The sequence below is a fragment of the Oryzomonas sagensis genome (genome assembly GCF_008802355.1).
GTDB lineage: Bacteria > Desulfobacterota > Desulfuromonadia > Geobacterales > Pseudopelobacteraceae > Oryzomonas > Oryzomonas sagensis.
Genome location: NZ_VZRA01000003.1, coordinates 68,958 through 95,392, shown reverse-complemented (window position 1 = coordinate 95,392; position 26,435 = coordinate 68,958). Strand labels below are relative to the sequence as shown.

At 60.6% G+C, this 26,435-nt stretch carries 23 protein-coding genes; 11 read left to right on the top strand and 12 right to left on the bottom strand.

What is annotated here, in order from left to right; genetic code table 11:
- Positions 1-24: 24 nt before the first annotated feature.
- Genes F6V30_RS11275 through F6V30_RS11265 form a run of 3 tightly spaced genes read right to left on the bottom strand, consistent with a single transcriptional unit; the run spans position 25 to position 1,871 of the window.
- Positions 25-600: a PilN domain-containing protein gene (locus F6V30_RS11275; RefSeq protein WP_151157066.1), complete on the bottom strand. Its 576-nt coding sequence runs from the start codon at positions 598-600 to the stop codon at positions 25-27.
- Complete coding sequence (pilM, locus tag F6V30_RS11270; RefSeq protein WP_151157065.1) at positions 597-1,652, bottom strand: type IV pilus biogenesis protein PilM; 1,056 nt, start codon at positions 1,650-1,652, stop codon at positions 597-599. The genes F6V30_RS11275 and pilM overlap by 4 nt, the downstream gene beginning before the upstream one ends.
- Positions 1,653-1,670: 18 nt before the next feature.
- Entirely contained in the window at positions 1,671-1,871 is a 201-nt protein-coding gene (locus tag F6V30_RS11265; RefSeq protein WP_151128701.1) for a helix-turn-helix transcriptional regulator, read from the bottom strand.
- A gap of 250 nt (positions 1,872-2,121) precedes the next feature.
- Here F6V30_RS11265 and F6V30_RS11260 point away from each other — a divergent pair, with 250 nt between their 5' ends.
- On the top strand, positions 2,122-2,955 hold the full coding sequence (locus F6V30_RS11260; RefSeq protein ID WP_151157064.1) for a cytochrome C: 834 nt from the start codon (positions 2,122-2,124) through the stop codon (positions 2,953-2,955).
- A gap of 153 nt (positions 2,956-3,108) precedes the next feature.
- Here the strand turns inward: F6V30_RS11260 and F6V30_RS11255 are convergent, their stop codons facing one another.
- The 4 genes from F6V30_RS11255 to F6V30_RS11240 form a co-directional block, all read right to left on the bottom strand.
- The gene (locus tag F6V30_RS11255; protein ID WP_246163464.1) at positions 3,109-4,374 is read right to left on the bottom strand and encodes a putative nucleotidyltransferase substrate binding domain-containing protein; all 1,266 of its coding nucleotides are present in this window, start codon (positions 4,372-4,374) and stop codon (positions 3,109-3,111) included.
- Between the two features lie 83 nt (positions 4,375-4,457).
- Entirely contained in the window at positions 4,458-6,443 is a 1,986-nt protein-coding gene (locus F6V30_RS11250) for a solute symporter family protein (RefSeq protein ID WP_151157063.1), read from the bottom strand.
- Between the two features lie 14 nt (positions 6,444-6,457).
- Positions 6,458-6,766 carry a DUF485 domain-containing protein gene (locus tag F6V30_RS11245; RefSeq protein WP_151157062.1) on the bottom strand — a complete coding sequence of 103 codons (309 nt, stop codon included), beginning with the start codon at positions 6,764-6,766 and terminating at the stop codon, positions 6,458-6,460.
- A 97-nt stretch (positions 6,767-6,863) separates the two neighbouring features.
- Positions 6,864-7,640 (bottom strand): IclR family transcriptional regulator, encoded by a 777-nt coding sequence (locus F6V30_RS11240; protein ID WP_151157061.1) that lies wholly within the window; start codon positions 7,638-7,640, stop codon positions 6,864-6,866.
- A 462-nt stretch (positions 7,641-8,102) separates the two neighbouring features.
- On the opposite strand from F6V30_RS11240, the gene secA reads away from it, so the two are divergent.
- The 7 genes from secA to F6V30_RS11205 all read left to right on the top strand — a co-directional run bounded on the left by secA (position 8,103) and on the right by F6V30_RS11205 (position 16,869).
- Positions 8,103-10,793: a preprotein translocase subunit SecA gene (gene secA / locus F6V30_RS11235; RefSeq protein WP_151157060.1), complete on the top strand. Its 2,691-nt coding sequence runs from the start codon at positions 8,103-8,105 to the stop codon at positions 10,791-10,793.
- A gap of 86 nt (positions 10,794-10,879) precedes the next feature.
- Positions 10,880-12,061, top strand: a complete 1,182-nt coding sequence (gene argJ, locus F6V30_RS11230; protein ID WP_151157059.1) for a bifunctional glutamate N-acetyltransferase/amino-acid acetyltransferase ArgJ — start codon at positions 10,880-10,882, stop codon at positions 12,059-12,061.
- An 80-nt stretch (positions 12,062-12,141) separates the two neighbouring features.
- Entirely contained in the window at positions 12,142-13,332 is a 1,191-nt protein-coding gene (locus F6V30_RS11225; protein WP_246163462.1) for a serine hydrolase domain-containing protein, read from the top strand.
- Positions 13,333-13,404: 72 nt separating this feature from the next.
- On the top strand, positions 13,405-14,547 hold the full coding sequence (locus F6V30_RS11220) for a response regulator (RefSeq protein ID WP_151157057.1): 1,143 nt from the start codon (positions 13,405-13,407) through the stop codon (positions 14,545-14,547).
- Between the two features lie 114 nt (positions 14,548-14,661).
- The gene (gene trpD, locus F6V30_RS11215; protein WP_151157056.1) at positions 14,662-15,720 is read left to right on the top strand and encodes an anthranilate phosphoribosyltransferase; all 1,059 of its coding nucleotides are present in this window, start codon (positions 14,662-14,664) and stop codon (positions 15,718-15,720) included.
- A gap of 65 nt (positions 15,721-15,785) precedes the next feature.
- A complete protein-coding gene (trpC, locus tag F6V30_RS11210; protein WP_151157055.1) occupies positions 15,786-16,592 on the top strand; it encodes an indole-3-glycerol phosphate synthase TrpC in 807 nt (268 codons plus the stop codon).
- 46 nt (positions 16,593-16,638) lie between these two features.
- Positions 16,639-16,869 carry a hypothetical protein gene (locus tag F6V30_RS11205; protein ID WP_151157054.1) on the top strand — a complete coding sequence of 77 codons (231 nt, stop codon included), beginning with the start codon at positions 16,639-16,641 and terminating at the stop codon, positions 16,867-16,869.
- A 21-nt stretch (positions 16,870-16,890) separates the two neighbouring features.
- Here F6V30_RS11205 and F6V30_RS11200 read toward each other — a convergent pair whose 3' ends face one another.
- The gene (locus F6V30_RS11200; RefSeq protein WP_151157053.1) at positions 16,891-18,240 is read right to left on the bottom strand and encodes a S41 family peptidase; all 1,350 of its coding nucleotides are present in this window, start codon (positions 18,238-18,240) and stop codon (positions 16,891-16,893) included.
- A gap of 146 nt (positions 18,241-18,386) precedes the next feature.
- Between F6V30_RS11200 and F6V30_RS11195 the strand changes: the two genes are divergently transcribed.
- On the top strand, positions 18,387-18,824 hold the full coding sequence (locus F6V30_RS11195) for a DUF4149 domain-containing protein (protein WP_151157052.1): 438 nt from the start codon (positions 18,387-18,389) through the stop codon (positions 18,822-18,824).
- A gap of 33 nt (positions 18,825-18,857) precedes the next feature.
- Positions 18,858-19,145 (top strand): hypothetical protein, encoded by a 288-nt coding sequence (locus F6V30_RS11190; RefSeq protein ID WP_151157051.1) that lies wholly within the window; start codon positions 18,858-18,860, stop codon positions 19,143-19,145.
- A 13-nt stretch (positions 19,146-19,158) separates the two neighbouring features.
- Here the strand turns inward: F6V30_RS11190 and F6V30_RS11185 are convergent, their stop codons facing one another.
- Complete coding sequence (locus F6V30_RS11185; protein WP_151157050.1) at positions 19,159-19,410, bottom strand: hypothetical protein; 252 nt, start codon at positions 19,408-19,410, stop codon at positions 19,159-19,161.
- Positions 19,411-19,746: 336 nt separating this feature from the next.
- Between F6V30_RS11185 and F6V30_RS11180 the strand changes: the two genes are divergently transcribed.
- Positions 19,747-20,937: an MFS transporter gene (locus F6V30_RS11180; RefSeq protein ID WP_151157049.1), complete on the top strand. Its 1,191-nt coding sequence runs from the start codon at positions 19,747-19,749 to the stop codon at positions 20,935-20,937.
- Positions 20,938-20,975: 38 nt separating this feature from the next.
- On the opposite strand, the gene F6V30_RS11175 is transcribed toward F6V30_RS11180, so the two are convergent.
- The 3 genes from F6V30_RS11175 to F6V30_RS11165 all read right to left on the bottom strand — a co-directional run bounded on the left by F6V30_RS11175 (position 20,976) and on the right by F6V30_RS11165 (position 26,372).
- Positions 20,976-22,349, bottom strand: coding sequence for a sigma-54-dependent transcriptional regulator (locus F6V30_RS11175; RefSeq protein WP_151157048.1), 1,374 nt, complete (start codon positions 22,347-22,349; stop codon positions 20,976-20,978).
- A 54-nt stretch (positions 22,350-22,403) separates the two neighbouring features.
- A complete protein-coding gene (locus tag F6V30_RS11170) occupies positions 22,404-24,623 on the bottom strand; it encodes a sensor histidine kinase (RefSeq protein ID WP_151157047.1) in 2,220 nt (739 codons plus the stop codon).
- A gap of 63 nt (positions 24,624-24,686) precedes the next feature.
- Positions 24,687-26,372 carry an ABC1 kinase family protein gene (locus F6V30_RS11165; protein ID WP_151157046.1) on the bottom strand — a complete coding sequence of 562 codons (1,686 nt, stop codon included), beginning with the start codon at positions 26,370-26,372 and terminating at the stop codon, positions 24,687-24,689.
- Positions 26,373-26,435: the final 63 nt, after the last annotated feature.

Sequence of the window (26,435 nt, the reverse complement as noted above, 5' to 3'; positions counted from 1 at the left end):
GTCCATCCTAGTTCAAATAAAATGCTATTTCTTAGGGGCGGCCGCGGGCTGCGGCGGGGCAGCTGCCTTCAACTTGCATGTCAACTCAAACTTTTTCAATTTGGTCCCGCCCAACTCCATCTGCTCGGACACGACCAGTTCGACCCCCATGTAATCACGGGATGCCTCGAGGCTGCGCATGAAAGAGGCTATCAACTCTTCCGTATAAGCGATGCCCGACAACTTGATGTCGGCGCCGTTTTCCGTGTAGCCGGTAAGCCAAAGTTGCTCGGGGGTAACGTCGCTTAACGTGGACAAACGCTCGGCCGGTCCGGTTTTGTTTTTGCGCAGCTGTGCCAGGACATCCAGCTTTTTCTTCACCTGGTCCTTCAGGGTTTTGAGTTCTTCGAGCTTGCCGATCCTCTTCTTCAACGCCCCGATTTTTTCGTTGGCCGTTGTAATGTCCGCCTGTGCGGAAGCGATCTGCATCCGCTTAACGATATATAAGGACACGACTATCACAGCCACCAGCAGCAGACTAACGCAGAAGATGGAGATCTGCTGGACGGCCGTCTCTTTCTTTTTCGCGGCACGAACCGGCAATAAGTTGATCTTGATCATTTGTCCCCTACCCTCCTTATGGCAAGCCCAACGCTTACCGCCATGAGCGGGCCGATTTCCTGAAGGTATTCAGGGTCAAAATCCTTTTCATTATACTTGAGCTTTGCAAACGGGTTAATGATCTCAACCGGTAAGCTCAGCTTATCACTCACCGTTTCATTCAAACGATAAACCTTGGAACACCCCCCGCTCACGAATATCTTGGTAATACGGTCCTCGTTTGCCGTAGAGTTGTAAAAATCCAGCGAACGGCGTATCTCCTGGGTAAGGGTGTCGTTCACCTTGCCCAGCACATCCAGCAGGGCGCTGTTCTGCGTTTCATGGGCCAGGAGCTTTGCCGATTCCGCTTCAGCGCTGCCCAGGCCCATCTGCTTCTGAATCTCTTCCGTGTAGAGATTTCCGCCCATCTGGACATCGCGGGTCAAAAGCGTGATGCCGTCTTTGACGATGTTGATATTCATGATGTTGGCGCCGATATTTATGAGCGCCACAACCTCGTCCGGGCCGACATCGTGATTGATTTCAAAGGCATTCTGCACGGCGAATGAATCCACATCAACCACGGACAACTGCATGGCCGCTTCGTTGAAAACAGCCACATAGTCGTTGATGATATCCTTTTTGCTGGCAACGAGCAGCACGTTCATCTTGGCGGAATCGATACTGTCGGGCGAAAGTATCTGAAAATCCATATTGACGTCATTGATGTCAAACGGGATGTATTGTTCCGCTTCCCACGTAATCTGGTCTTCCAACTCCTCGACCGGCATCGCGGCAAGGGTGATCTTGCGGATGATGACGGAGTTGCCCGAGATCGAGCAGGCGACGTCCCTGACCTTGACCCCCAGGCTTGCCGTCAGGCTCTTCAGCGCCGCGACAATAGATGAGCTATCGATCAGCGTGTTGTCCACGATAGCTTCCGGCGGAAGCGGCACAATGCCCACATTGAGAAGCTGAAAAGCATCTTTGAGGCATTTGATCTGCACCAGCTTTACCGAACTGGAGCCAATGTCTATTCCGATGACGTCCTTTTGCTTTCTAAAAAGAAACATATCAGGTTCCCGTTGTCGTTAATCCTGAAAAACCTTGTTTTTGTCATCTAGCGAGTAGCCCAATGCGAGGATAATTTTTCGCTTGGTTTCAAGGCGGCAGCTTTCCCCCCGCTCGATCCGGTCCACCGTGAGCGCAGACACGCCAGCTTTGCGGGCAAGTTCCGACTTGCTCATGAGCTTTGATTCGCGGATCGTCTTCACTTGATTTGTGCATTTCATATCAATACCATTCCGCCTCTTTTTTTAGCTTGATCATCTATTTACAACAATTTGAAAAACTGTCAACTATTTTTTATATAATTAATACATAAAAACACTATTAATTACATAATATCCCATAAAATAGAGACGCACACATCATCGTGACAACAACCAAGCGCCCCGGACCGACAAAATGCCTGTTGCAAAATTAGCCTTATTTTGTCTATAATTAGCCCCGATTTTATTCAATTGACATGAAGGAGGAAAAATGAAAATTGCAGCTCGTTTTTTGGCAGCACTCTCCCTGGCCGTCAGCCTCGCTGGTGGCGCATGGGCAGCAGACTCCGCTACGGCGCTTGTCAACCTTGACTGCGTCAAGTGCCATGCACAGCCTCCGGCAGACATTGCGGCTGCCGGGGGAGCTCACAAAACAAGCGTATCCTGCCTGGACTGCCACATCGGCCACCCCCCCGCGGTCAAAAAACCGATTCCCAAGTGCAGCATGTGCCACTCCGACAAGCCGCACTACAAGCTTTCGGGATGCCTTTCCTGCCACAAGAATCCGCATAAGCCCAAGGACATCTCCTTCGGCCGCAACGTGACCGACCCATGCCTTTCCTGCCACAGCGGCCAGATCAAGCAACTCAGGGAGAACAAGAGCAAACACACCGCCCTGAACTGTTCCTTCTGTCACGACGTGCATGGCAAGATCCCCCTGTGCACCCAATGTCACAAGCCCCACTCCAGCGACATGACCGCTGCCGATTGCAAGAACTGCCATAAGGCCCACATGCCGAAGGTGGTCACCTATGGCTCGTCTCTTCCCAACAAGGACTGCGCCGCCTGCCACAAGAACGCCATGTCGTTCCTGTCGGCCAGCAAAACAAAGCATGGCAAGCTCCTGTGCGTAACGTGCCACCAGAACAAACACAAGATGCTGCCCAAGTGCCAGGATTGCCACGGCACCCCGCATCCGGCAGGCATCCTGACCAAGTTCCCCAAATGCCAGGATTGCCACAACATCGCCCATGACCTGAACAACTGGACGAGCAAGGCGCCGGCAGTAAAAGCCAAAAAGGCCGCCGGCAAAAAACGTCAGTAGTTTCGGCAACAACAAGGTCTGCCCAAGCAAAAAGGGAGTGTCCCAAGACACTCCCTTTTTCTATTCAGGCCCTGTTCCACCTGTAGCGGCGAACCGGTATTCGCCCAATCCGGCGCGTATGCGATACGCCTCTGCCGGAATCGGCACGGACCTCTACATGATCGAAAAATTCGTATGGATGATCTTCTGCAGTTCCTCGATTCCGACAATCGCACGACGGATCTTTTCGTGCTCTTCGGCTGGCAGCCGGTAGGGGTTCAGATAGTGGGAATCGCTCTGGATCCCCTTGATCACGTTGATCTGCATGAGGATGCGGTATTTGGTCAGGATGTAATACGCCTCGCGTAAACCTTGGGCCATCTCCGCCGAAAAGCTCCCTTCCTTTTCGAGAAAAGCGATACGCTCCACGGTATTTGTCGCCGGCACCCCCTGGTTAATGGCGAGAATGCGTATATTCATCACCAAGGGAGCCCAGGCCAAAAGCTTCAGATTGAATTCCCCCTTATGCTCGCCGCTCCCCTCGGTCCAGAGCCGCTTCATGAATCCCAGCGCCAGCCTCATCTCCGTTGCCGCCCGGGCCATCCCCCACAAGACCTGAAAGTAATCCCGCTCCATTCCCCTGATCAATCCGATGAGTTCCTGGGCTATGGAGCGGTCTCCGGCAACGTGGCGCGCATCGGAGAGAACGATCAGATCCATCATATTCTTGCCGTAATCATCCACCTCATACCTGACAATGGCCAAAAGGCGCTTGCGCCACTGGGCAAGAGAACCACGCCAGGTCAGGTTTGTCGGCATGATGCCGCCGGTGCAACGCTTGAAACCGGCCTCCTCCAACCGGTCCACCAACAGCGTGGAATAATCCAGGAAATAGCTGTCCGCCTCCTCGCCGCCACCGTCGCCGTAGACGATCAGGTAATCCTGATCCGTAATCAGGGTCTGTTCCTCGCGCCCATCGCTGCCCATGCTGACCAGGGCGAACGGGACCGGCGGCACGGGGCGGCCTCTGCTTTCAAGCTCTTCGGCCACCCCCGTCATGGCGCGCTTGGCCAATTCGTCCCGATAATGGGTACAGTTGCGATGAAGGGACGCAACGGAAAAAAGCAGGAGGAAACGCTCAACCTCTATCCGGTTCAGGGCCTCATGGATGTCTTTCAGTTCACTCTGCCCGGCGGCGGCAATGCCGTGCATGAGCCGGTCGCCTTCGGCGCGCCACGCCACCATACGCCGGCGATCCTCATCCAGGAGAGCGGAGATGCTCCTCAGGAAACGGCCGATCTCGTCGGCCGTGCAGTAGCGGCCGATACGGCGTGGATCGGGCAGCGCTCCCAGGACATCGCGCTCCCCTCCCCCGGCGCCGGGATGACGGGCTGCCGCCGGCTCCACGGTTGCCGGTACATGCCGTGACATTCGCCTCATTGGTGGACCCCTGAACGGTACAAAATAAATGGGGAAAGCCAAAAGCTTTCCCCATTATACACCTGCTATCGAATATTACACCATCAGTGGTCGATGGCCTTGGCCATGCCGATGCCGGTGTTCTGACGGACGTAGATCTCGTCGAACATCTCTTCGGAACGCCTGCTGGGGAATGCCAGGGCTCCAAAGATAGCCGCCAGGAAGCCGAGCGGGATGGAGATGATGCCCGGGTTCTTCAGAGTCAGGATCGGTTTGTCCAGCCCCATGATGGATGTGCCGCCCTTGTTCTTCTCGTAATCGACCTTTGCCTTGGCGAGGGCCTTGGCGTCCTTCTCGTCAAGCTGGGCGCCCATGGGCAGAGCGGCCTGCTTCTTCTCCAGGGCGGTGATGACCTTCTGCGCCCCGGCTGCAACCACCTTGGGATAGGTCATATTGGGGGAGACCATCACCAGGCCGATGGAGGCGACCGTGCCGACCACCAGGCCGGAGATGACGCCGGCGGTGTTGAATTTTTTCCAGAAGAGCGACAGGATGACCACCGGCAGGTTGCCGGAGGAAGCCACGGCGAAGGCCAGGGCCACCAGGTGGGCGACGTTGGCTTTTTCCGCCATGAGACCGATGATGATCCCGACTGCGCCGACGACCAGCGAGGTGATGCGGGCAGCCATGACCTGCTCGTGCTGGTCGGCATGGCCGTCCTTGATCACGTTGACGTAGATGTCGTGGGCAATGGCGGCAGAGGCGGCCAGAACCAGACCGGAGACGACCGCCAGGATGGTGGCGAAGGCGACCGAGCAGAGGAAGGCCAGGAAGAGGTCACCGACGATCGGGGCGATGTCCGCGCCCAACTGCTGGGCCAGGAGCAAGGTGGCCATGTTGCCGCCCGGGTCAACCTGTGTGATGCCCTGGGGGGTCACGTGGATGGCGGCGCCGAAACCGAGCAGGGTGGTCAGGACGTAGAACAGACCGATGAGCCACATGGCAACGATGACCGACTTGCGGGCGGCCTGGGCCGTGGGCACGGTGAAGAAGCGCATCAGGATGTGCGGCATGCCGGCGGTTCCGAACACCAGGGCCATACCGAGGGAGATCTGGTCCAGCGGCGCCTTCATGAACAGGCCGGGCTCAAGGAAGCGTTGGCCCGCCTCCGTACCGGCCAGGGCAATCCCATCCTTTAACGCCAGCTTGGATACGTGGTCCTGAATGTCGGGGCTGTTGACGATGTCGTTGAAAAAACCGATCGGATTGAAGCCTGCCTTGGCCAAAACCAGGACCGACAACAGAAAGGCGCCGGACATGAGCAGGCCGGCCTTGATGATCTGGACCCAGGTAGTGGCGGTCATGCCGCCGAACACGACGTAGCCGACCATCAGGATACCGACGCCGATGATGGCGGTCTTGTAGGGAACGCCGACCAGGAGCGCCATCAGCTTGCCGGCGCCGACCATCTGGGCGGTCAGGTAGAAGGTCGAGACAGCCACGGTCGAGATGGCGGCCACGGCGCGTACCGGCTTGGGCTCGGTGCGGAAGGAGAGGATATCCCCCAGGGTGTACTTGCCGGCGTTACGGCACGGCTCGGCCACGATCAGGAGCACGGTGATGTAGGCCACAAGCCAGCCGACCGAGTACATGAAGCCGTCATAGCCGTAGAGGGAAATCAGGCCGGAAATCCCCAGGAAGGAGGCCGCCGACATGTAGTCGCCGGCAATGGCCCAGCCGTTCTGGGTGCCGGTGATGCCGCCGCCGGCGGCGTAGAAGTCGGAGGCGGTCTTGGTGTGCCGGGCGGCCCAGACGACAACGCCCAGGGTGATGCCGATGATGACGGCAAACATGGTGAGGGTAATGGTTTTGTCTGCCTTGAGCTCCCTCTTCTTGGCCGGGGCGGGCGCTGCGGCCGGGGCCTGAGCCTGGGCGGCCGGCGCGGTCATGGCGGACGGGGCTGCGGCAGGAGCGGTTGCGGCGGTCGTGGCACCGGGGCCTGCAGGAGCCTTGGCAGGCTCCTCAGCAAAGGCGGCCGCTGCGACGGAAAGAACCAGACCGGTGGCAATGATGATATTTTTGATAGTCATGTCGTATCCCTCCTTTACTGGATTTCTTCGACCAGTTCCCTGGTCAGCCGGTCAAAGTCCTTGTTGGCCACGTGAGCGTAGTAATGAGCCAGCCCCCACGACACAAAAAATTGGGAAAGTGCAAAGAGATAGCCGAAGTTGATGACGCCGATGATTTTGATCCTGAACAGGCCCGGCGCATACGCTGCCCCGATGGGAAGCAGGAAGTAATACACACAGGAGAATATCCACCAGCCGAAGAGGAAAGCGGATTTTTTGTGATGCAGTTCGATAAACTTGGGATTCTTCGCAATTGCTGACCAGTCGTACTGTCTCTCTGCCATGGGTTGCTCCTTTCTCTTTATAAACGCGGTCGGCTCATCCATCCTTCACGGGTATCCGCCTTCAAGCCCCTCCTTTCACATTTCATGGATTATGTTTCTATAAGGCCGGCATCCTGGCATAGCCGAATTTCATCGAAATAACCTCTGCGCCTTCACGCATTGAAGGCACGATTTCCCGTTCAAGACGTTCATGAAGCATGCGGAACGAGGGGGCCAGCATGGTGAGCGCCCCCACGACCTTGCCGGCATAGTCGCGGATAGCCACCGCCACGGCGCAGATGCCATCCCCTACCCCGCCGAAATCGATGGCCACGCCGTTTTTGCGTATTTCATGCAGTTCCTTCTCAAGCTGCTTCAGGTCGGGCACCCCGTTCCCCCCGACGCGCCGCCGCCCCATATGCCTGATAATGTCGGGAGAGCTCATGGCCTTGATGGCCTTGCCGGCGGCATTGGTAAAGAAGGGGAAACGTTGCCCCACCATGTCCATGGCCTTTATCTGCTGGAACGAGTCCACCATATCGAGAAAAAGGACCTCATCGTTGTTCATCACGGTAATGTATACCGCTTCGTCGTGCTTGCGGGCCAATGCCTCCATCACCGGATGAGCGAGCCTGATAAGGCTCGCGCTCTTCAGGATGTGTTGCGCCATCTCGAAGGCATGCAGACCGAGCCGGTAAACCCCGTCGCCATCCCGCTCGATGAACCCGCTATCCTCGAGCGTCGCAAGCAGCCGGAAGACCTTGTTCCTGCTCAAGTCGAGCTTTTGAGCCAGCAGGGGAACGGTTACGCGCGCCCCCTCAGCCGCCAGGGCCTCCAGGAGATCGAACGCCTTGAGAACCGACTGAACCGAGTATGCTCCCCTTGCCCTGTCCATAGCATCTCCGCGGCATTCCGCAACAAATGATAACTATCGTTTTAAAACATTCAATGCAACCGATTTATTTATTATCTAATACAACGTTTTATAAATGTCAACGCATTTTTACGCAAAACCGCATGTGACACAAATTACCAAATAATTAATGTTAGTTATAAACAAACCTGCGTGCAATAACAGCAATGAAAATAAAGTATACCCATATAATAACCACTGTTTTATTAGTCGTTTTTGCCGATACCATTAACCATCATTGCCCTACAACGCGACACCCCCACGGCAGCAGGATCAGCCAGGCAACCGCCGGACAGACGCACCGTCAAAAGCAGATCCCCTCGCCGCAAGCCGTAACCGGAGCCGTTCACCGCCGGCCGCCCCTTATTTTTATTGAAGTGCCATGCCAACTTATGTTAGTTTTAAAAGCTATTTTGTCGTTACTAACTTTCGCGGGAGATTGTAATGCTTGGGTCCCTTATCAAAAAGATCGTCGGCAGCAAGAACGAACGAGAACTCAAAAAACTCTGGCCGATCGTTACCAAAATCAACGAAATGGAATCCTCCGTCGCCACACTTTCGGATGAGCAACTGCGCGGCAAAACGGCTGAATTCAAGGAGCGCCACGCCAAGGGGGAATCCCTGGACGCCTTGCTGCCGGAGGCGTTTGCCGTCTGCCGCGAGGCGGGCAAGCGGGTGCTGGGAATGCGCCATTTCGACGTACAGCTGATCGGCGGCATGGTGCTGCACTCCGGCAAGATTGCCGAGATGAAGACCGGCGAGGGAAAGACCCTGGTGGCCACCCTGCCCGCCTATCTGAACGCCATCTCCGGCAAGGGCGTGCACGTCGTCACCGTCAACGACTACCTGGCAAAGCGCGACGCCGAATGGATGGGCCTACTGTACGGCTTCCTGGGGCTCACGGTCGGCGTGATCGTCCACGGCCTGGAAGACGAAGAACGCCGCGACAACTACGCCGCCGACATCACCTATGGGACCAACAACGAATTCGGCTTCGATTACCTGCGGGACAACATGAAGTTCGACCTGGATGACTACGTCCAGCGGGGTTTCAACTACGCCATCGTTGACGAGGTCGACTCGATCCTGATCGACGAGGCGAGGACACCGCTGATCATCTCCGGTCCGACGGAGGAATCCACCGACAAGTATTACATCATCGACCGCATCATCCCGATGTTGCAACAGGGCGAGGCGAAGGATGTCGAGGCCAACACCCTCTCGGGCAAGCGCAAACAGTACACCGGCGATTTCACCATCGACGAGAAGGCCAAGAGCGCCACCCTCACCGAGCAGGGCGTCCTGAAGGTCGAAAAGCTGCTCAAAATCGACAACCTGTACGACCCGCGCAACATCGAGTCGCTGCATCACGTCCAGCAGGCCTTGCGGGCCCACGCCATGTACAAGCGCGATGTGGATTATGTGGTCAAGGACGGCGAGGTGATGATCGTGGACGAGTTCACCGGGCGCCTCATGCCGGGCCGCCGTTGGTCCGACGGCCTGCACCAGGCCATCGAGGCCAAGGAAGGGGTCAAGATCGAAAACGAGAACCAGACCCTGGCCACCATCACCTTCCAGAACTATTTCCGCATGTACAAGAAACTCTCCGGCATGACCGGCACCGCCGACACCGAGGCCGAGGAGTTCAACAAGATCTACAAGCTGGAAGTCATGGTCATCCCGACCAACCGGCCGCTCCTGCGCCCGGACTTTCCGGACGTGATCTACAAGACGGAAATGGAGAAGTTCACGGCGGTCATCGAGGACATCAAGGAGCATTACGCCAGCGGTCAGCCCTGCCTGGTGGGCACCATCTCCATCGAAAAGTCCGAGGTGCTTTCGGAATTGCTCAAACGGCAGGGAATCCCCCATAACGTTTTGAACGCCAAACAGCACGAACGCGAGGCCGAGATCGTGGCTCAGGCCGGCCGCAAGAGCACCATCACCATCGCCACCAACATGGCCGGCCGCGGCACCGACATCCTTTTGGGCGGCAATCCGGACTCCCTGGCAAAACAATGGCGCCGGGCCAACCCCGAGGCCACCGACGAACAGTACGCGGCAGAGCTGGAAAAATTCAGGACCCAGTGCGCCGCCGAGCACGACGAGGTGGTCAAGCTGGGGGGCCTGCACATCCTGGGCACCGAGCGCCACGAATCACGCCGTATCGACAATCAGCTGCGCGGCCGTTCCGGGCGTCAGGGCGACCCCGGTTCGTCCAAATTCTACCTCTCGCTCCAGGACGACCTGCTCCGCATCTTCGGCTCCGAGCGGGTGGCCAAGATCATGGACCTGCTCAAGATCGAGGAGGGCGAGGCCATCACCCACACCATGATCACCAAGTCCATAGAAAACGCCCAGAAAAAGGTGGAGGCCCATAACTTCGAAATCCGCAAGAACCTGATCGAGTACGACGACGTCATGAACAAGCAGCGCGAGGTGATCTACACCCAGCGCCGCGAGATTCTGGCGGGCCAGGATATCCGCGACAGCTTCCTGGATATGCTGGACGAAACCATAGAAGATATCGCCGCCACCTATTGCATCGAAAAGATGCCGGCCAACGAATGGGATTGGCAGGCCATCGGCGAGCTGGTCTTCAAATGTTTCAATCTCCACCTGGATCTGCCCGAGGAAACGCTGCCCCGCCTGAATCCGGCCAACTTCCAGGAGACACTCAAGGAACAGGCCCACGCCATCTTCCAGGCCAAGGTCGGCGAATTGGGAGACGAATTGACCGATCACCTGATCAAGGTCATGATGCTCCAGGCCATCGACAACCACTGGAAGGACCACCTGCTCAACATCGATCATCTCAAGGAAGGCATCGGCCTGCGCGGCTACGGCCAGAAGGACCCCAAGCAGGAATACAAGAGAGAGGCCTACAACCTGTTCATGGAGATGATCGTCCGCATCCGCGAAGAGGTTGTGGAACGCATCTATTGGGTTCAGGTCAATCACGAGGACGAGATCCAGGAGATCGCCGAGGAACAGCGCACCCAAAAGCTGGTCTTCAACATCTCGGGCGATGAGGACCGCCACCAGGAACCGGCCAAGAGCGCCAAGGTGGCGGGCAGGAACGACCCCTGCCCCTGCGGCAGCGGCAAAAAATACAAGAAGTGCTGTGGAAAATAGCAGCCCATCCCCATGACCGGCACCGGCGGGATCGTTCCCGGCCCGGTGCGGTTTCCAAACTACGAGATGTTTTTCGAGGTTACGTCATGGACATAAAAGGCTTTCTATTCTCGGCCGTCGAAGCGGCCATCAAGAAGCAGGGCAGAAAAGACCTGGCCCTGATTTTTTCCGAGGTGCCGGCCCAGGCGGCGGCGGTATTCACCACCAATGCCGTCAAAGCGGCACCGGTGCTGCTCTCCGCAGAGCGGATCACAGGCGGCCGGGCTCAGGCTCTGGTGGTCAACAGCGGCAACGCCAACGCCTGCACCGGCGAACAGGGGATGCGGGCGGCCCGGGAGACCTCGCGCCTGGTTGCCGAGGGGCTGGGGCTCCCGGACGAAGCGGTTCAGGTTTCTTCCACCGGGGTCATCGGCGTACAACTCCCCATGGACAGGATGCGGTCGGCAATCCCGGCCCTGGTTGAGGGACTGGCCTCCGGCACCCTGGATGACGTTGCCGAAGCCATCATGACCACCGATACCTTCCCCAAGATGGAGGCCAGGAGCGGCGAGGCGGGCGGGGTCAGCTACACGGTGGCCGGCATTGCCAAGGGCTCCGGCATGATCATGCCCAACATGGCGACCATGCTCTCCTTCATCATCACCGACGCCGCGGTGGAAGCCCAAACCCTGGACAGATGCTTCCGGCGCGCGGTGGCGACATCCTTCAACGCCATCACCGTGGACGGCGACACCTCCACGAACGATACCTGCCTGGCGCTGGCCAACGGCATGGCGGGAAACCAAGCCATTGCAGGAGAAACACCCGAAGCCCTGGCGTTCGAGGCACTGTTGCGGGACGTGCTGCTCTCCCTGGCCAAACAGATCGTGAAGGATGGAGAAGGCGCCACCAAATTCGTGGAAATCCGGGTCACCGGAGCCAAAAGCGATGCCGACGCCAAGCGGGCGGCCATGGCCATCGCCAACTCCAGCCTGGTCAAGACCGCCTTCTTCGGGCAGGACGCCAACTGGGGCCGCATCTTTGCCGCTGTGGGCTACTCGGGGGCAGAGGTGGACCAATCGCTCCTTTCCCTCTGTTTCGATACGGTCTGCATGGCAAAAAACGGCGTCTTTGCCGGCGGCGACGCCGAAGCGCTCGGCACCGAGGTGCTCAGGAAGCGGGAATTCACCGTCAGCGTCGATCTCGGCCTGGGGGCCGGGGCCGCAACGGTCTACACCTCGGACCTGTCCCACGAGTATGTGAGCATCAACGCCGATTACCGTTCCTGATGCGCCAAGACCGGCAGAATTTCCCTGAAAAAGCCCCCTGACGGGGGCTTTTTCACGTCCGCAGAATGGAAAGGTCCACCGTGCGCATACTCCGCACACTTCTCATAATCCTCTCCCTCATCTCCTGCCCCCCGTTGCTGCACGCCTCCGATGACCCGATGGACGCCGGTCGGACCGCCACCATCGACTTTCTCCTAGAGCAGGCCATTTCCCGCGGCCTGATCGCCGGAGGCGTGGTGGTGGTGGGAAACCACGACGGCATCCTGTACCGGTCGGCACGGGGCGGACGGTTTCCGACGGCCGACTCGGCACCGCTCACCGAACGGACCATGTTCGACATAGCCTCCCTGACCAAGGTATTCGCAACCGCTCCGGCGGTAATGAAGCTGCTGGAAACAGGGGCCATCAATTTGACCGACCCGCTCACCCGCTGGTTCCCTGAATTCGAGGGGAGCGGACGCGAGGACATCACCGTCCTCAACCTGCTGACCCATACCTCGGGCCTGGACGACAGCGCCATCTCCGGCGGCGCTCCCCTGAACGAGGTCATCCGGATGGCGGCCTCCGAAAAGCAGTGGCGGCTGCCGGGCAACCGCTTTCGCTATGCCGACACCAACTTCATCCTGCTGGGCGAACTGGTGCGACGCGTTACCGGGGCCTCCCTGGACCGTTACTGCCGGGACAACCTCTACGGCCCCCTGGCCATGACCGACACCATGTTCCTGCCACCGGCGGAACGCCTCCCCTCCATCGCGCCGACCCTCGGTTCGGCCCGCGAATACCTCACCGGCATCGTCCAGGACGACGTCGCCCGCCGCCTGGGCGGCGTGGCGGGGCATGCGGGCCTGTTCAGCTCGGCCCAGGACCTGGCCCGTTTTGCCCGCATGCTGTTGAGGGGCGGGCAACTTGACGGCAAACGCATCTTCTCCGAGCGGGTCGTGCGCCAGATGACGGCCCCCTATTTTTACAGCAACGGCGCCGTGGTGCGCGGCCTCGGCTGGGACATGGACTCCCCTTACTCGGCGCCCCGGGGGGACTTCTTTTCCGAGACGTCCTTCGGCCATACCGGCTACAGCGGTTCATCCGTCTGGATCGACCCCCAACGGGACCTGTTCGTCATCCTCCTGACCAACCGTCTCGATTATCGGGACATCCGGCTATTCAACCAGTTACGGAGCGATATCTCCACCATTTCCGTTGCGGTTTTCTCGTCACGAGCCACAACCGTTCCACCGAATCGCGCCAAAGTCATTGAACTGCTTAAACCTTGACACCTTAACAGCCGTATGGTAGCTTTCTTCGCACTTCCACACACTTCGTACGCGCGCACAAGGGAGGGAACGATGGGCATCAAAATTCTCCTTGCCGATGACAGCATCACCATCCAGAAAGTGATTGGCATCATTTTCGGCGGCGATGACTATTCCCTCACGGTAGTCGACAACGGCAAGGACGCTCTCGACAAGGCTCGGGAGATCCTCCCCGACGTTCTGCTTATCGATGCGGTCATGCCGGGCATGACCGGCTACGAGGTCTGCGAAGCCGTGCGCGCCACCCCTGCCCTGGCCGCAAAACCGATCCTGCTCCTGACCGGCTCCTTTGAACCGTTTGACGAGAACAAGGCCCAAAGCTGCGGGGCCGACGACTTCCTTGCCAAGCCCTTCGAATCCCAACAGATCGTCGCCAAAGTAAAAGCGCTCTATGACCAGGGGACATCCCGCGTCTCAGCCGCCGCGCTGTCCCAACCGGTTCAGGAAGCTCCCGCGTTCGAGGCCCCTCCCCTGGCGGCCTCCGCCCCGTTTCCGGCTGCAGCTGCGCCCACGGAGAGTGCCAAACCGGGCGACATCTGGGGGGCCTTCACCCCCGCCGCAGAACCCGCGGCGGCGGTCGCTGCCGCGACGCCTGCTTTCGAACCACCACCGGCGGCGGCATTCGAACCGCCTCCGGCTCCTGTTTTCGAGCCTCCCGCACCAGCAACGTTCGCCCCTCCCGCAGCGGCGGCGTTTGAAACGGTCGAAGAGCAGGCCGACGTTTTCTCCACAGCCCACAAAGAGCCCGAGTTTGAGGCCATTCAGCCTCCGGCTGCGCCCGCGGGCACCGGTTCCCAATGGATTCCCGTCGAGGAGCAGACCTTCGAGTTCCACTCGGAAGCCACCTCCTTTTCCGAGCCTGAGCCTCCGGCACATGAGGCCGCCTTTGGCGAGATATCCTTCGGGGAGACCGTCCCACAGCCCCTCCCCTTCGAACCGGCCCCCACTGCCGCGCCGGTCCATGCATCTTTCGAAGTTCCCCCCCCTGCCGCTGTTGTCGAAGCGAGTGCGCCGGCCCCCCTCCCCCAAGCCGCCGCCATAAGCGAAGAGCAGCTCAGAGCCGCCATTACCGGCGCTTCGAAAGAGGTGATCGAGCGGATTGTGTGGGAAATCGTGCCGGATCTGGCCGAGGCCATGATCAGGGAAGCCATCCTCAAGATCAAGGAAGGCCGCTAGCCTTCGTACCGCCGTAATCACATATCACGACGATGGGGATGATTCTACATCCCCATTTTTTATTGTCATCACAACCGTTCTCCCATCGGCGGAACGGAGGAGAAGAGTAAGACCATGATCAGAAAAGCCATAGCAAAGATCGTCGAGAGGCAGGACCTCTCCGAGGGTGAGATGATCGAGGTGATGAACCAGATCATGTCGGGCGAGTGCACCCAGGCCCAGATCGGCTCGTTTATCACCGCCCTGCGCATGAAGGGCGAGACGGTGGAGGAGATCGCCGGCGCCGCCCGGGTCATGCGCGAACGGGCCACACCGATCCGGGTGGGCCGCAATGTGTTGGGGATCGACCGGGACGACATCAACATCGACCGGGAGACCATCCTGGACGTGGTGGGCACCGGCGGTGACGGCACCAACACCTTCAACATATCCACCACCGTATCGTTCGTGGTCTCGGCCTGCGGCGTCAGGGTGGCCAAGCACGGCAACCGTTCGGTGTCCTCGGCCTGCGGCAGCGCCGACGTGCTTGAAAAACTGGGCATCAACCTGGACGTCACCCCGGAAACCGTGGAGAAATGCATCGCCGATATCGGCATCGGTTTCCTGTTCGCCCCGGCCCTGCACGGCGCCATGAAGTACGCCATCGGTCCGCGCCGCGAGATCGGCATCCGCACCATCTTCAACATTCTGGGGCCCCTCACCAATCCGGCGGGGGCCGATTGCCAGGTCATGGGGGTCTACCGGGCCGACCTGGTGGAAAAACTGGCCGGGGTCCTGCACCGCCTGGGCTGCAAGCACGGCTTCGTGGTATTCGGCAGCGACGGCATGGACGAGATGACCCTGACCGGCGAGACCCTGGTGGGCGAGGTCACTCCGGCGGGGGTGCGGCTGATGACGGTTACCCCGGAGCAGGTGGGACTTACCCGCTGCTCCATGGATATCCTCAGGGGGGGGGACGCCACCGCCAACGCCGCCATCGTGCGTTCGGTCCTGGCAGGGGAAAAAGGGGCCCGGCGGGATATCGTCCTGTTGAACGCCGCCTATGCCCTTATGGCGGCAGGCAAGGCCGCCGCACCGGCCGAGGGGCTCGCCCTGGCCGCCGAGGCCATCGATTCGGGCCGCGCCATGGGACAGCTCGAGAAACTGGTGCTGTTGACGAACCAGGGAGAATGACTTTTTTACCCCGCGCCGTCCCGGACGCCGGCAGACAAACCAGGGAAAGAGACAGAGAGCCGCGCATGAATAAGGATACAGCCGATGTGCTGAAAAAGATCAACGGACACAAGCGGGAAGAGGTGGCGGCGGCCCGGGTGGCCACACCGCTGGCCGAACTCCAGGCCCGCATCGCCGACCTGGAGGATACGCCGCGCGGCTTCGAGCGGGCCCTGCGGAGTGCTGTGGCCTCGAACTGGACCGCCATCATCGCCGAGGTGAAGAAGGGCTCCCCCAGCAAGGGGCTCATCCGGGAGGCGTTCGACCCCCTGGAAATCGCGGAGGCGTACCAGGCAAACGGCGCCACCTGCCTGTCGGTGCTGACCGACGAGCAGTTCTTCATGGGGCACCTGCGCCTGCTGGCCCTGATCCGCGAGACGGTCAGCCTGCCGCTCCTGCGCAAGGACTTCATCGTCGATCCGTACCAGATCTACGAGGCCCGCGCCGCCGGGGCCGATGCCATCCTCCTGATCGCCGCATCCCTCGACCTGGGGCAGTTGCAGGAGTTCCACGCCATAGCGAAGGAGCTGTATCTGGATGTGCTGCTGGAGGTCCACGACGAGGCGGAGATGGAAGCGGCGCTCCGCACCGATTGTTCCCTCATCGGCGTCAACAACCGCAACCTGCGCACCTTTGCCATCGACCTGGGTACAACGGCCCGCCTGGCCCGCATGCTCCCCCCCGACCGGCTGCTGGTGGCCGAGAGCGGCATCAACTCACGCTCGGACATCGAGCGCCTCACCGCCGACGGCGCACGCGCCTTTCTGGTGGGCGAGTCGCTGATGCGCGAAACGGATATGGGCGCAAAACTCCGGGAGCTGGGGGGGCTCTGAGCCCCCGTGCCCCAACAGACGAAGAAGCACAAGGGAGGAACGGTGCATGGCGGGTTCACGCGGGATCGGTTTGGCCATAGTGGCCTTTGTGGTATATATCATCGGCGGTATCGGCACCTTCGCCGGCGTCGCGCTGATCATGCTGATGAAGGGGCGCGACCTGTGGGGATGGGGCGAGGGGCGCGCCATCGGGTATCTGTTTCTCTGCGCCGGGCTCTGCCTCTCCATACTGGGGGTGCTGTTGATGCGGATATTCCGCAACCGGGGCTTTTCGTGAGCCCCGCTTCCCGGGCAACCGTCACGGCATCGCGGTAACGCCCTTTTCCCGCATCAAATCCAGGGAGCGCAGGAGCTCCAGTGCGCGGTTCAACTGGTAATCCCTGGCCGTGGCCGTATCGGCAGCTCCCTTCTTCGCTCCACGGGGAATTGCCGTCTCCCCTTCCGCGTCCCGTTCCTCGCCACTCGGTTCCAACCTGTTTTCCAGATCCTTTTCCCTGAGCTCCGTTCCCTTGCCGGCATCCTTGTCGGCCATCGGCCCTGTGGTGCCGACCTCGATATCCGGCGTGATCCCCTTTGCCTGGATGGAGCGGCCGCTGGGGGTATAGTACCGCGCCGTGGTCAGCTTGAGCGCCCCCTTGTCCCGCAGCGGGAAGATGCTCTGCACCGACCCTTTGCCAAAGCTCTGTTTCCCCATGATGATGGCCCGGTGGTGATCCTGGAGCGCGCCGGCCACGATCTCGGAAGCGCTGGCGCTGCCGCCGTTGATCAGCACGACGATCGGATAGCGGGGTTCCTTGGGGCCCAGGGAGGCGTGAAAATTCTGGGTGGCGTCCGGCGAACGCCCCCTGATGGACACGATCAGCGTCTTCGCGGCATCGTCGCCGATAAAGTTATTGACCACCTGCACCGAAGACTCCAAAAGACCGCCCGGGTTGTAGCGCAGATCGATGACCAGTCCCTTGAGCTTGCCGCCGGAAGCGGCGCGGAGCCCCTGCAGCGCCTGGCTGAATTCATCGCCGGTACGCTCCTGGAACTGGGTGATCCGTATCAGGCCGTACCCCGGCTCCAGCAGCCGCGATTTGAGGCTCTTGACCCTGATGACGGCGCGGATCAGCCGGAAGGTCCGGGGCTGGGGGGAATCCCCGCGCAGGATGGTCAGCACGACCGGCGTCCCCGGTTCGCCGCGCATGCGCTTGACGGCCGCCGAGATATTCATCCGTTCCGTGGGGGTGCCGTCGATCTTGTAGATGTGGTCGTTCCCCTGGATGCCGGCCCGGAAGGCGGGGGTGTCCTCGATCGGGGCGATGACGGTCAGCCTGCCGTCCTTCGTGCCCAATTCCAGCCCGATACCGCCGAAGCTCCCCGCCATCTGGACCTCCATCTCATGGTACGGTTCCGGGGGCAGATAGGCGCTGTGGGGATCGAGAGCGGACAGCATGCCGTCCACCATGCTCTGGACGAGCTTCTTGGTATCGGGCTTTTCCACGTAGTTTTGGACCACCGCGGCATAGGCCTCGTTCAGAAGCGCCACGTAGGCGGCGTCGGAATGCCTGCCGGGCGAAGACCAACGGCCGGCGAAGATCAAGGCCAGGCACAGGACGATGCCGACGACAAGAAGGGACAACAGCAGTTTTGAGCGTAGTTTCATGCCTTGGCATCCCGTAAGCGTGAGTTTGGCCTAGTTCTACATCATTCCGAGCCTTTTTCCCACGATTAATTTACATCCTCCCCCTACTTGGTGTATCGTTGCACCGGATCGCGAATCAAAACCGGCATCACGCCGAAGGAGTTGCCATGCAGATCGCAGCCATACTCTACCGCCTGTCGCTCACCTTCTGGACCGGCGGAATCGCCCTGTTCACCTTCATCCTGACGCCGATGCTCTTCAAGGCCCTCTCCCGGGACCAGGCGGGCCAGATCGTCGGCATACTCTTTCCGGGGTATTTCCGCTGGGGCCTGGCCTGCGGCGCCATCGCCCTCGCCTGCCGGCTCGTCATGCGCAACAACGCGCTCGTGCCGGCCTGTCTGCTGGTCGTCATGCTGGCCCTTACCTCGGTGCAGGCCTTTTCCATCGAACCGCGGGCCGCTGCCCTCAAACGGCAGATACCGTCCTTCGACACAACTCCCAAGGAACATCCGCTCCGGCGGGAGTTTGCAAAACTGCACGGCATCTCGGCCGTGTGCAATCTGGCGGTTGTGGCCGGCGGCATCGTTCTGGTGGTGGTGTTGTAATTTCAAAACGTGACTGCAAAGGAGTGACAAGGAATGGGCATCGTCGTCAAGGCGTCCGACCTGAAGTTCAAATATCCGAAGGACCTGCAAAACCGCGAGGAGCCGAAGTTCAGCGGCATACCGGATCCGACCCCCTTCAACCGGGACGACCTCTACGATATCCTCCCCATGATGGAGGCGGTCATGGATGCCCTGGGGAGCAGTGACGGCCAGGTGCTGCATCTCCTGGAGGATATCCTCAACGAGATGCCGCGCTTCTTCGTCACGCGTGAAGAGGTGTACTCCTGTCTTCTGGAAACGGCTCGGGAACGCCACACCTAGCCGCCCTCCTTCGTCACGAGCAGGAGGCGCAACCGGATGCGGTGCACGACGAGGCGCACCCCTTCTGCTTGACCGGCGGCACCCCTCCCCGCTCCTTGAGGCGTTCCAGGGACGCCCTGGCGATCAGCCAGGAGCCGTCTTCCTGCTCGACCCCTTCCAGGGTTCCCTCCCGCAGCAGCATCAGCAGCCTGAGGCCGGTAGTGGCAAGTTCTTCCGCCGCCTCGTCAAACGCCATCATCGTGGCCTGTTCTTCTGTCCCGTTCATGCCGCCTCCCCGCAACTTCCGTTCTGGTCCGAATGTGGTCCTCTCGAAACAGATTCACAGGGCGTGCCAGCGGGCAGCACTACCGTAACCATCAGGTATAATTGAGTTTGACCACAACGCCGGCCGATAGTGATGCGAAACGGTCCCGAAACTGCCGTTTGTTCAGGCAGCATGCCCTGTTTCCGGGCGGAAGCCGGACCGGTTTCCGTATTGAATCAAGAGCGTTAAAGCGCTACCATCCAAACAGAAGCGGCGTGGCAAACGTTTGGGCAGTCCCCTCCCGGCAAGGGAGGGGGGACGATTCAAGCCCACGCCAGAACCCATCGGGGGCCTTTCATGTTCAGCGGTATCAGCGCCAATGTCCTCATGCTCGGCCTGGTCAGTTTCCTGACCGATGTCTCCAGCGAGATGATCTATCCCCTGCTCCCCCTGTTCATCACCGGGGTGTTGGGCGCCGGGCCGGCCTTTCTGGGGATGATCGAGGGGATCGCGGAATCCACGGCGGCGTTTTTGAAACTGGTGTCGGGCATCGCCTGCGACCGTATCCGGGGGCGCAAGGGGCTCGTGCTGGCCGGCTACGCCCTGTCGTCCCTGTCGCGCCCCCTGATCGCCCTGGCCGGCTCCCCCCTTGCCGTTCTCGCCGTACGCTTTTCCGACCGGGTCGGCAAGGGTATCCGCACCTCCCCCCGGGATGCGTTGATCGCCGACTCCACCGACGCCGCCATGCGCGGCAAGGCCTTCGGCTTTCACCGCTCCCTCGACCACGCTGGCGCCATTGTCGGCCCCCTGCTGGCAACCGCCCTCATGGCGTGGTTCGTCAGCGACCTGCGCACGGTCTTCTGGCTGGCCGCCATTCCCGGCATCCTGGCCGTGGCCCTGATCGTCTTCACGGTGCGGGACATGCCCCACCCCGTCTCCGCCGGAAGCCTTTCACCGGTAAGGATGGCTCCGCCCCGGCGCATCAGGGGCTACCTGCTGATCCTGCTGCTCTTTACCCTGGGCAACTCCTCCGATGTCTTCCTGCTCCTGCGGGCGGGGCAGTTGGGCGTGACGCCGGCCCGCATACCGCTCCTGTGGACCTTCTTCCACGTCGTCAAGATGTGCTCGGCCATGCCCTTCGGCACCCTGTCCGACCGGATCGGCAGGCGCGGGGTGATCGTCGCCGGCTGGGCGGTCTATACGATAGCCTATGCCGGTTTTGCCATGGCTGCGTCGGAGTGGCACATCTGGCTCCTGTTTGCCTGGTATGGGTTGTTCTACGGCATGACCGAAGGGGTGGAGAGGGCCTATCTGACCGATCTGGCGAAACCGGAGGAACGGGGAAACGCCTTCGGGTGGTACAACTGTGCCGTGGGGGTCGGCGCCCTGCCGGCCAGCCTCCTGTTCGGCATGATCTGGCAAAAGATCTCGCCCCAGGCGGCGTTCGGCTTCGGGGCCGGCCTGGCGTGCCTGGCGGCCCTGTGTCTGCTCGCCTGGGCTCCGCAGCCCGCACCGACTTCCCCCAAAACAGCAGCGCCAGAGCTGTGATGGGCTCTGGCGCGGTATGTCCGTGTCGTGTTCCGAAACTATTTCCTGACGTCGATCCCGTAGCTCTTGATCTTCCGGTGCAGGTTGCTCCGTTCCAGTTCGATGACCTCGGCGGTGCGGGAGATGTTCCAGTCGTTTTCCTCCAGCCGGTGAATGATAAACTCCCGCTCGAATCCCTCCCGGGCCTCCCGCAGGGTCGCCACGGGCTGCCCTCCGTCCGGCCGGTGGTCGGGAACGTCGGGCAGGGGTTGGGCTCCGCGCAGTTCGGGGACATCGGCTCCGGTAATGGCCCGGCCCGGGGTCATGATCAGGATGCGCTCCACGATATTCTTCAACTCCCGCACATTGCCGGGCCAGTCGTACCGGGCGAGCAGTGCCAGGGCCTCGGGCTGGAAAGCCTTGGGCTCGCGTCCCTCCCGCCGATAGAACTGGGCGACAAAGTACTGCACGAGCAACGGGATATCCTCACGCCGCTCCCGTAAGGCGGGGACCCGGAACGGCACCACATTCAGACGGTAATAGAGATCCTCCCGGAACCTGCCCCGGCTGATCTCCTCGTCCAGCGCCTTGTTGGTGGCGGCAATGATCCGCACATCCACCGTCACCAGCCGGGTGCCCCCCACCCGTTCGAAACAGCGTTCCTGGATGATCCGCAGCACTTTTGCCTGGGTCCTGAGCGACATGTCGCCGATCTCGTCCAGAAACAGCGTACCGCCGTCGGCCAGGTCGAATTTGCCCTTCTTCTGGGCGGTTGCGCCGGTGAAGGCGCCCTTTTCATGGCCGAACAGTTCGCTCTCGATCAACTCTTCCGGTATGGCGGCGCAATTGATGGCGACAAAGGGCCGGTCGCGACGCGGGCTGTAGTAATGGATCGAGCGCGCCGCCAACTCCTTGCCGGTGCCGTTCTCCCCGGTCACCAGCACCGAGGCGGTCGTGGGGGCGACACGCACGATCTGTTCGCGCAGCCGGGCCATTACCGGGGCGGAACCGATCATCTCGTACTCGTTGGCCACCACCCGCTTGAGTTCTTCGTTCTCCACGCTCAGATCCTTCATGCGCAGGGCGTTCACCACGCTGATGAGCACCTTGTCCAGGGACAGCGGCTTCTCGATGAAATCGAACGCGCCGAGCTTGGTGGCGCGGACCGCCGTTTCGATGGTGCCGTGTCCCGAGATCATGATCACCGTGATCTGGGGGAAGAGGGCCTTGAGCCGCTCCAGCGTCTCCAGGCCATCCATGCCCGGCATCCAGATATCCAGGAGCACCAGGTCGGGCAACTCCTGCTGGGCGCACTCCAGGGCCTCGACGCCGCTCTCCGCCGTAAGCACCGTATACCCCTCGTCCTCCAGGATACCGGTCAGGGATATTCTGATATCCTTTTCATCATCGACAACGAGAATTGTTTTCGACATGCATTACTCCTCGACATTCAGTAAGGTATTGATCCTGCCGCGGCGGTACTCCGTTTATGCCGCCGGCAGTTCCACGACAAAGCAGGCGCCCCGCGGCTGGTTGTCCTTGATCCGCACGAAGCCGCTGTGATCGGTGACGACACTGCTGACAATGGCCAGCCCGAGCCCGGTACCCGACTTTTTGGTGGAAAAATAGGGTTCGAACAGACGCGGTTTGTCCTCGGGCGCGATGCCGGGGCCGGTGTCGGCAACGGCGAATGACGCCATCTTCAATTCGGCATCATAGCTGCTGCTGATCCTGACCGCGCCCTGCTCTTTCATGGCCGCCACGGCGTTCTCCAGCAGGTTGATGATCACCCGTTTGATCTGGTCCCGGTCGATCTTGAGCAGGGGCAGATGCCCGTCCGGCTCGAATTGGAACGCCACGCCCCGGTGGGCCTCCTGGTAGAGGGTCAGGGTCTCGCGGATCAGGGCATTGAGATCGTTGGGCTCCGGCTGGATCGCCGGCATGCGGGCGAAATTGGAGAACTCGTTGACCAGGTTCTTCAGCTCATCCACGGATTTGATGATCATTTCGGTGCATTCGTCGAAGACCGTCTCATCGCCGCTGAACCGGGACAGATAGCGCTTGCGCAGGCGCTGGGCCGAGAGCTGGATCGGGGTCAGGGGGTTCTTGATCTCATGGGCGATGCGCCGGGCCACCTCGCGCCAGGCCGCCATGCGCTGGACCTTCATCATCTGGGTCATGTCGTCCAGCACCAGCACCGTCCCCAGGATGACCCCCGCCTCGTCCCGCAGCATGGTGAGGTGCAGGTGCAGGGCCAGACGGGAGCCCTGGATATCCAGAAAGATCTGCCGACTGACGGTATCCTGCTTCGAGAGCGCCAGGTCCCGCACCACCTCCTTGACGATCTCCAGATGTTTTTCCCGCAGCACGTCCCGGAAATTCCGCCCCAGCACCTTGCCGGTGTTGATGTTCAGGAGGCGCTCGGCGGACTTGTTGATGGTGGTCACCACGCCGGCCTTGTCGACCGAGATCACCCCGGCCGCCACGTTGCGCAGCACGATCTCCATGTACTGCCGGCGCTCTTCGATCTCCTGGTTGATGCGGGACAACTCCTGGTTGGAGGTGTTGAGCGCCCGCTGCTTGCCGCGCAGATCCTCGGTCATGCGGTTGAAGGACTGAATGAGCATGCCGATCTCGTCGGCCGAATAGGACTCGATGTGGATGTCCAGATTGCCGTCCGCCACGGCGCGCGTGGCGTCCACCAGGTCCTGTAGCGGCTTGGTCATGCTGCTGGCCAGGTAGACCCCCATCCAGTAGGCGAAGAACACGATGACCGCGGTAATGAGGAACAGGGTGGCGATATAGCCGGTCCGGATCGGGTTCTTCATGATCTTGAGCTGGCGGAACTCGTGATAGGAGCCGGTGATCTCCTTCATCTTGTTGACCAGCGAATAGGGGACGTAGTAGTTGACCACCACGACCCCCACCACGTCCTTCTGGTTCCAGGTGGAGTAGACCGGAACGATGCCCCGGATCAGGTCGGCCTTGCCGGCCTGGTTGATACGCGTCAACTCCTCCCCCACCAGGCCGCGTTTGATATCTTCGGAGGCGGGGTTGGTGAATTCGCTCAGGGGCACATTGGGATTGGAGGAGCGGACCAGTTCCTCCCGCTGGGCCGAATAGACCTCCACCACCCCCAGGTTGTACTCCTCCTGCTTCTGCCGGATCAGTTCCTTGAGCCGGGGCAGGTTGGCCTCGTTGAGCAGCTTCTGGGACTTGATGAAGGAACTGATCTGACGGCCGTAATAGAGCGAGTTGGAGGCGGAGTTTTTGTAGTAGGTCTGGGCGACCTCCAGGGATTCGCTGAGGGAGGTTTCCACCTGGGCGTTGAACCAGTTGTGGACCGTATTGTTGATGAACCCGGCGGCGGCGAAGAAGAGCAGCATGGTGGGGATCAGGGACAGGCCGACGAACGAAAGCACCAGTTTGGTGCGCAACCGCTTGGCAAAAGGGTTGGTGCGGCTCTCCACAAAGAGCTTCACCACGTTGCGGCAGACCAGGTACACCAGCAGGATCACCAGCATGACGACGACGTTGATGACGCCGAAGATGGCGATGTTGCTCCCCATGGGCGCGTCGGCGCTCAACTGGGTCAGGTGCATCTCCGTCCTGGTGAGGAAGATGATCAGGATGATCGCCAGGACGATGACCACCGCCTCGCGTATCCGTTTTCGCCGTTCATAGGTTGTCAGTTTTTGGGATTCCATTCCAGACGATTCCACCTTGGGGTCCATGTCTGCGCATGGTTTGTTTCTTCCGCGCGCGGCCTGTTACAACCTGCCCGAACGGATGATGCCGTAGACCCACCAGAGCCCGATCAACCCGGCCGCCGTGTACCCCAGGAAGGCCAGTGCCGGCAGGCCGAACAGTTGCGGTCCCCGCTCGATCTGCATGATGATCGACGAGCCGATGATCAGGGCCGCCAGGATGAGGCTGGAAGAGAGGCGGTTGATGGAACGGTCGAAATCGGCGGTAAACTTGTCCAGCCCCCGGTGTTCCAGGTCGATCTTGAACTTGTTGCGATTGACCCGGTTGATGAGTTCCTTGAGATCACGGGGGAGGTTGCGGGCCAGGCTGAGATACGACGCCACAACGGCGTTGATGTCGTGGGCGACGCGCCGGGGCGACATGCGCCGACGGATGGCCTTCTCCATGAAGGGACGCAGGTGCTCCACCATATTGAAGGCCGGGTCCAGGGAGCGCCCCATCCCCTCGATGATGATCAGCGATTTTGCCAAAAGCATCAGGTCGGGCTGGATGCGGATGCTGTACAGGGTGATGATCTCGATGAACTCCATCAGCATCCGCCCGACCTCGATCTCTTTGAGCGGGATCTCGTAGTAGCTGTCGATGAAGTTCGAAAGGTCCCGTTTCAGGGCGCGCACGTCGAGACTATCGGAGATATCGCCGGCAAAAAGCAGCAGGGAGACGACCTGATCCATATCCCGGTTGACGATCGCCAGCAGGATATCGCTCAGGAAGGTTCGGAGCTCTTCATCCAACCGCCCCACAATGCCGTAGTCCAGCAGGCAGATGATGTTGCCCGGCAGGATCATGACGTTGCCGGGATGGGGGTCCCCATGGAAAAAGCCGTGTTTGAGCACCATCTCCAGGAAGGCGTCGGCGCCCCGTTGGGCGATAATCCTCCGGTCGAGCCCGCCCCGTTCCAGCCGGTCCAGGTCCGAGACCTTGATCCCGTCCACATACTCGAGGGTCAGCACCCCCCGCGCGCTCTGCCCCCAATAGACATGGGGAAAATACAGCCCCCCGCTCCGGGCGAAATTGTCCCGGATCTTCTCGATGGTGTGCCCCTCGCGGGTGAAGTCCATCTCCCGGCGGATCGTGCGGGCGAATTCTCGCACCACCCCCACCGGGTCGTAGATTTCGCTGCCGGATACGTGGCGCTCGGTCAGTTGGGCCAACGACATCAGGGCGCCGATATCCGCCTCGACCAATTCGACCACGCCGGGACGGCGGACCTTGACCACCACCTGTTCCCCCGTCAACAGGCGGGCGCGGTGCACCTGGGCGATGGACGCCGCCGCCAGCGGTTCCGGGTCGATCTCGGCAAAGAAGTCGTGTATCGGGCCGTGCAGTTCGCGCTCGACCTGGGCCGTCAGTTCGGCAAACGAGAAGCTGGGGACCTGGTCCTGGAGCTTTTCGAACTCCCGCACAAAGGGGGCGGGAATGATATCGGGCCGGGTGGAGAGCAGTTGCCCCAGCTTGACGAAAGTCGGCCCCAACTCCTCCAGGGCCAGGCGCATCCGTTCGGCGGCCGAGAGACGGGCGATATCCACGGCGTCATGACGCAAAAACCGCCTGCCCCGGGCCGCGATATCGCTCAAACCGATCGCCTCCAGGGCGTGGTCGAAGCCATAGGCGGAGAGGACGCGGGCGATATTCCAGTAGCGGCGGATGCTGCGGATATTCCGGTTAATTTTGAAAAAAGAGAGCATGGGCCATTCCCATCGACAGATTTCGGCTATCGCGCAGCGTGCCACGAGAAGCACGGCGCCATC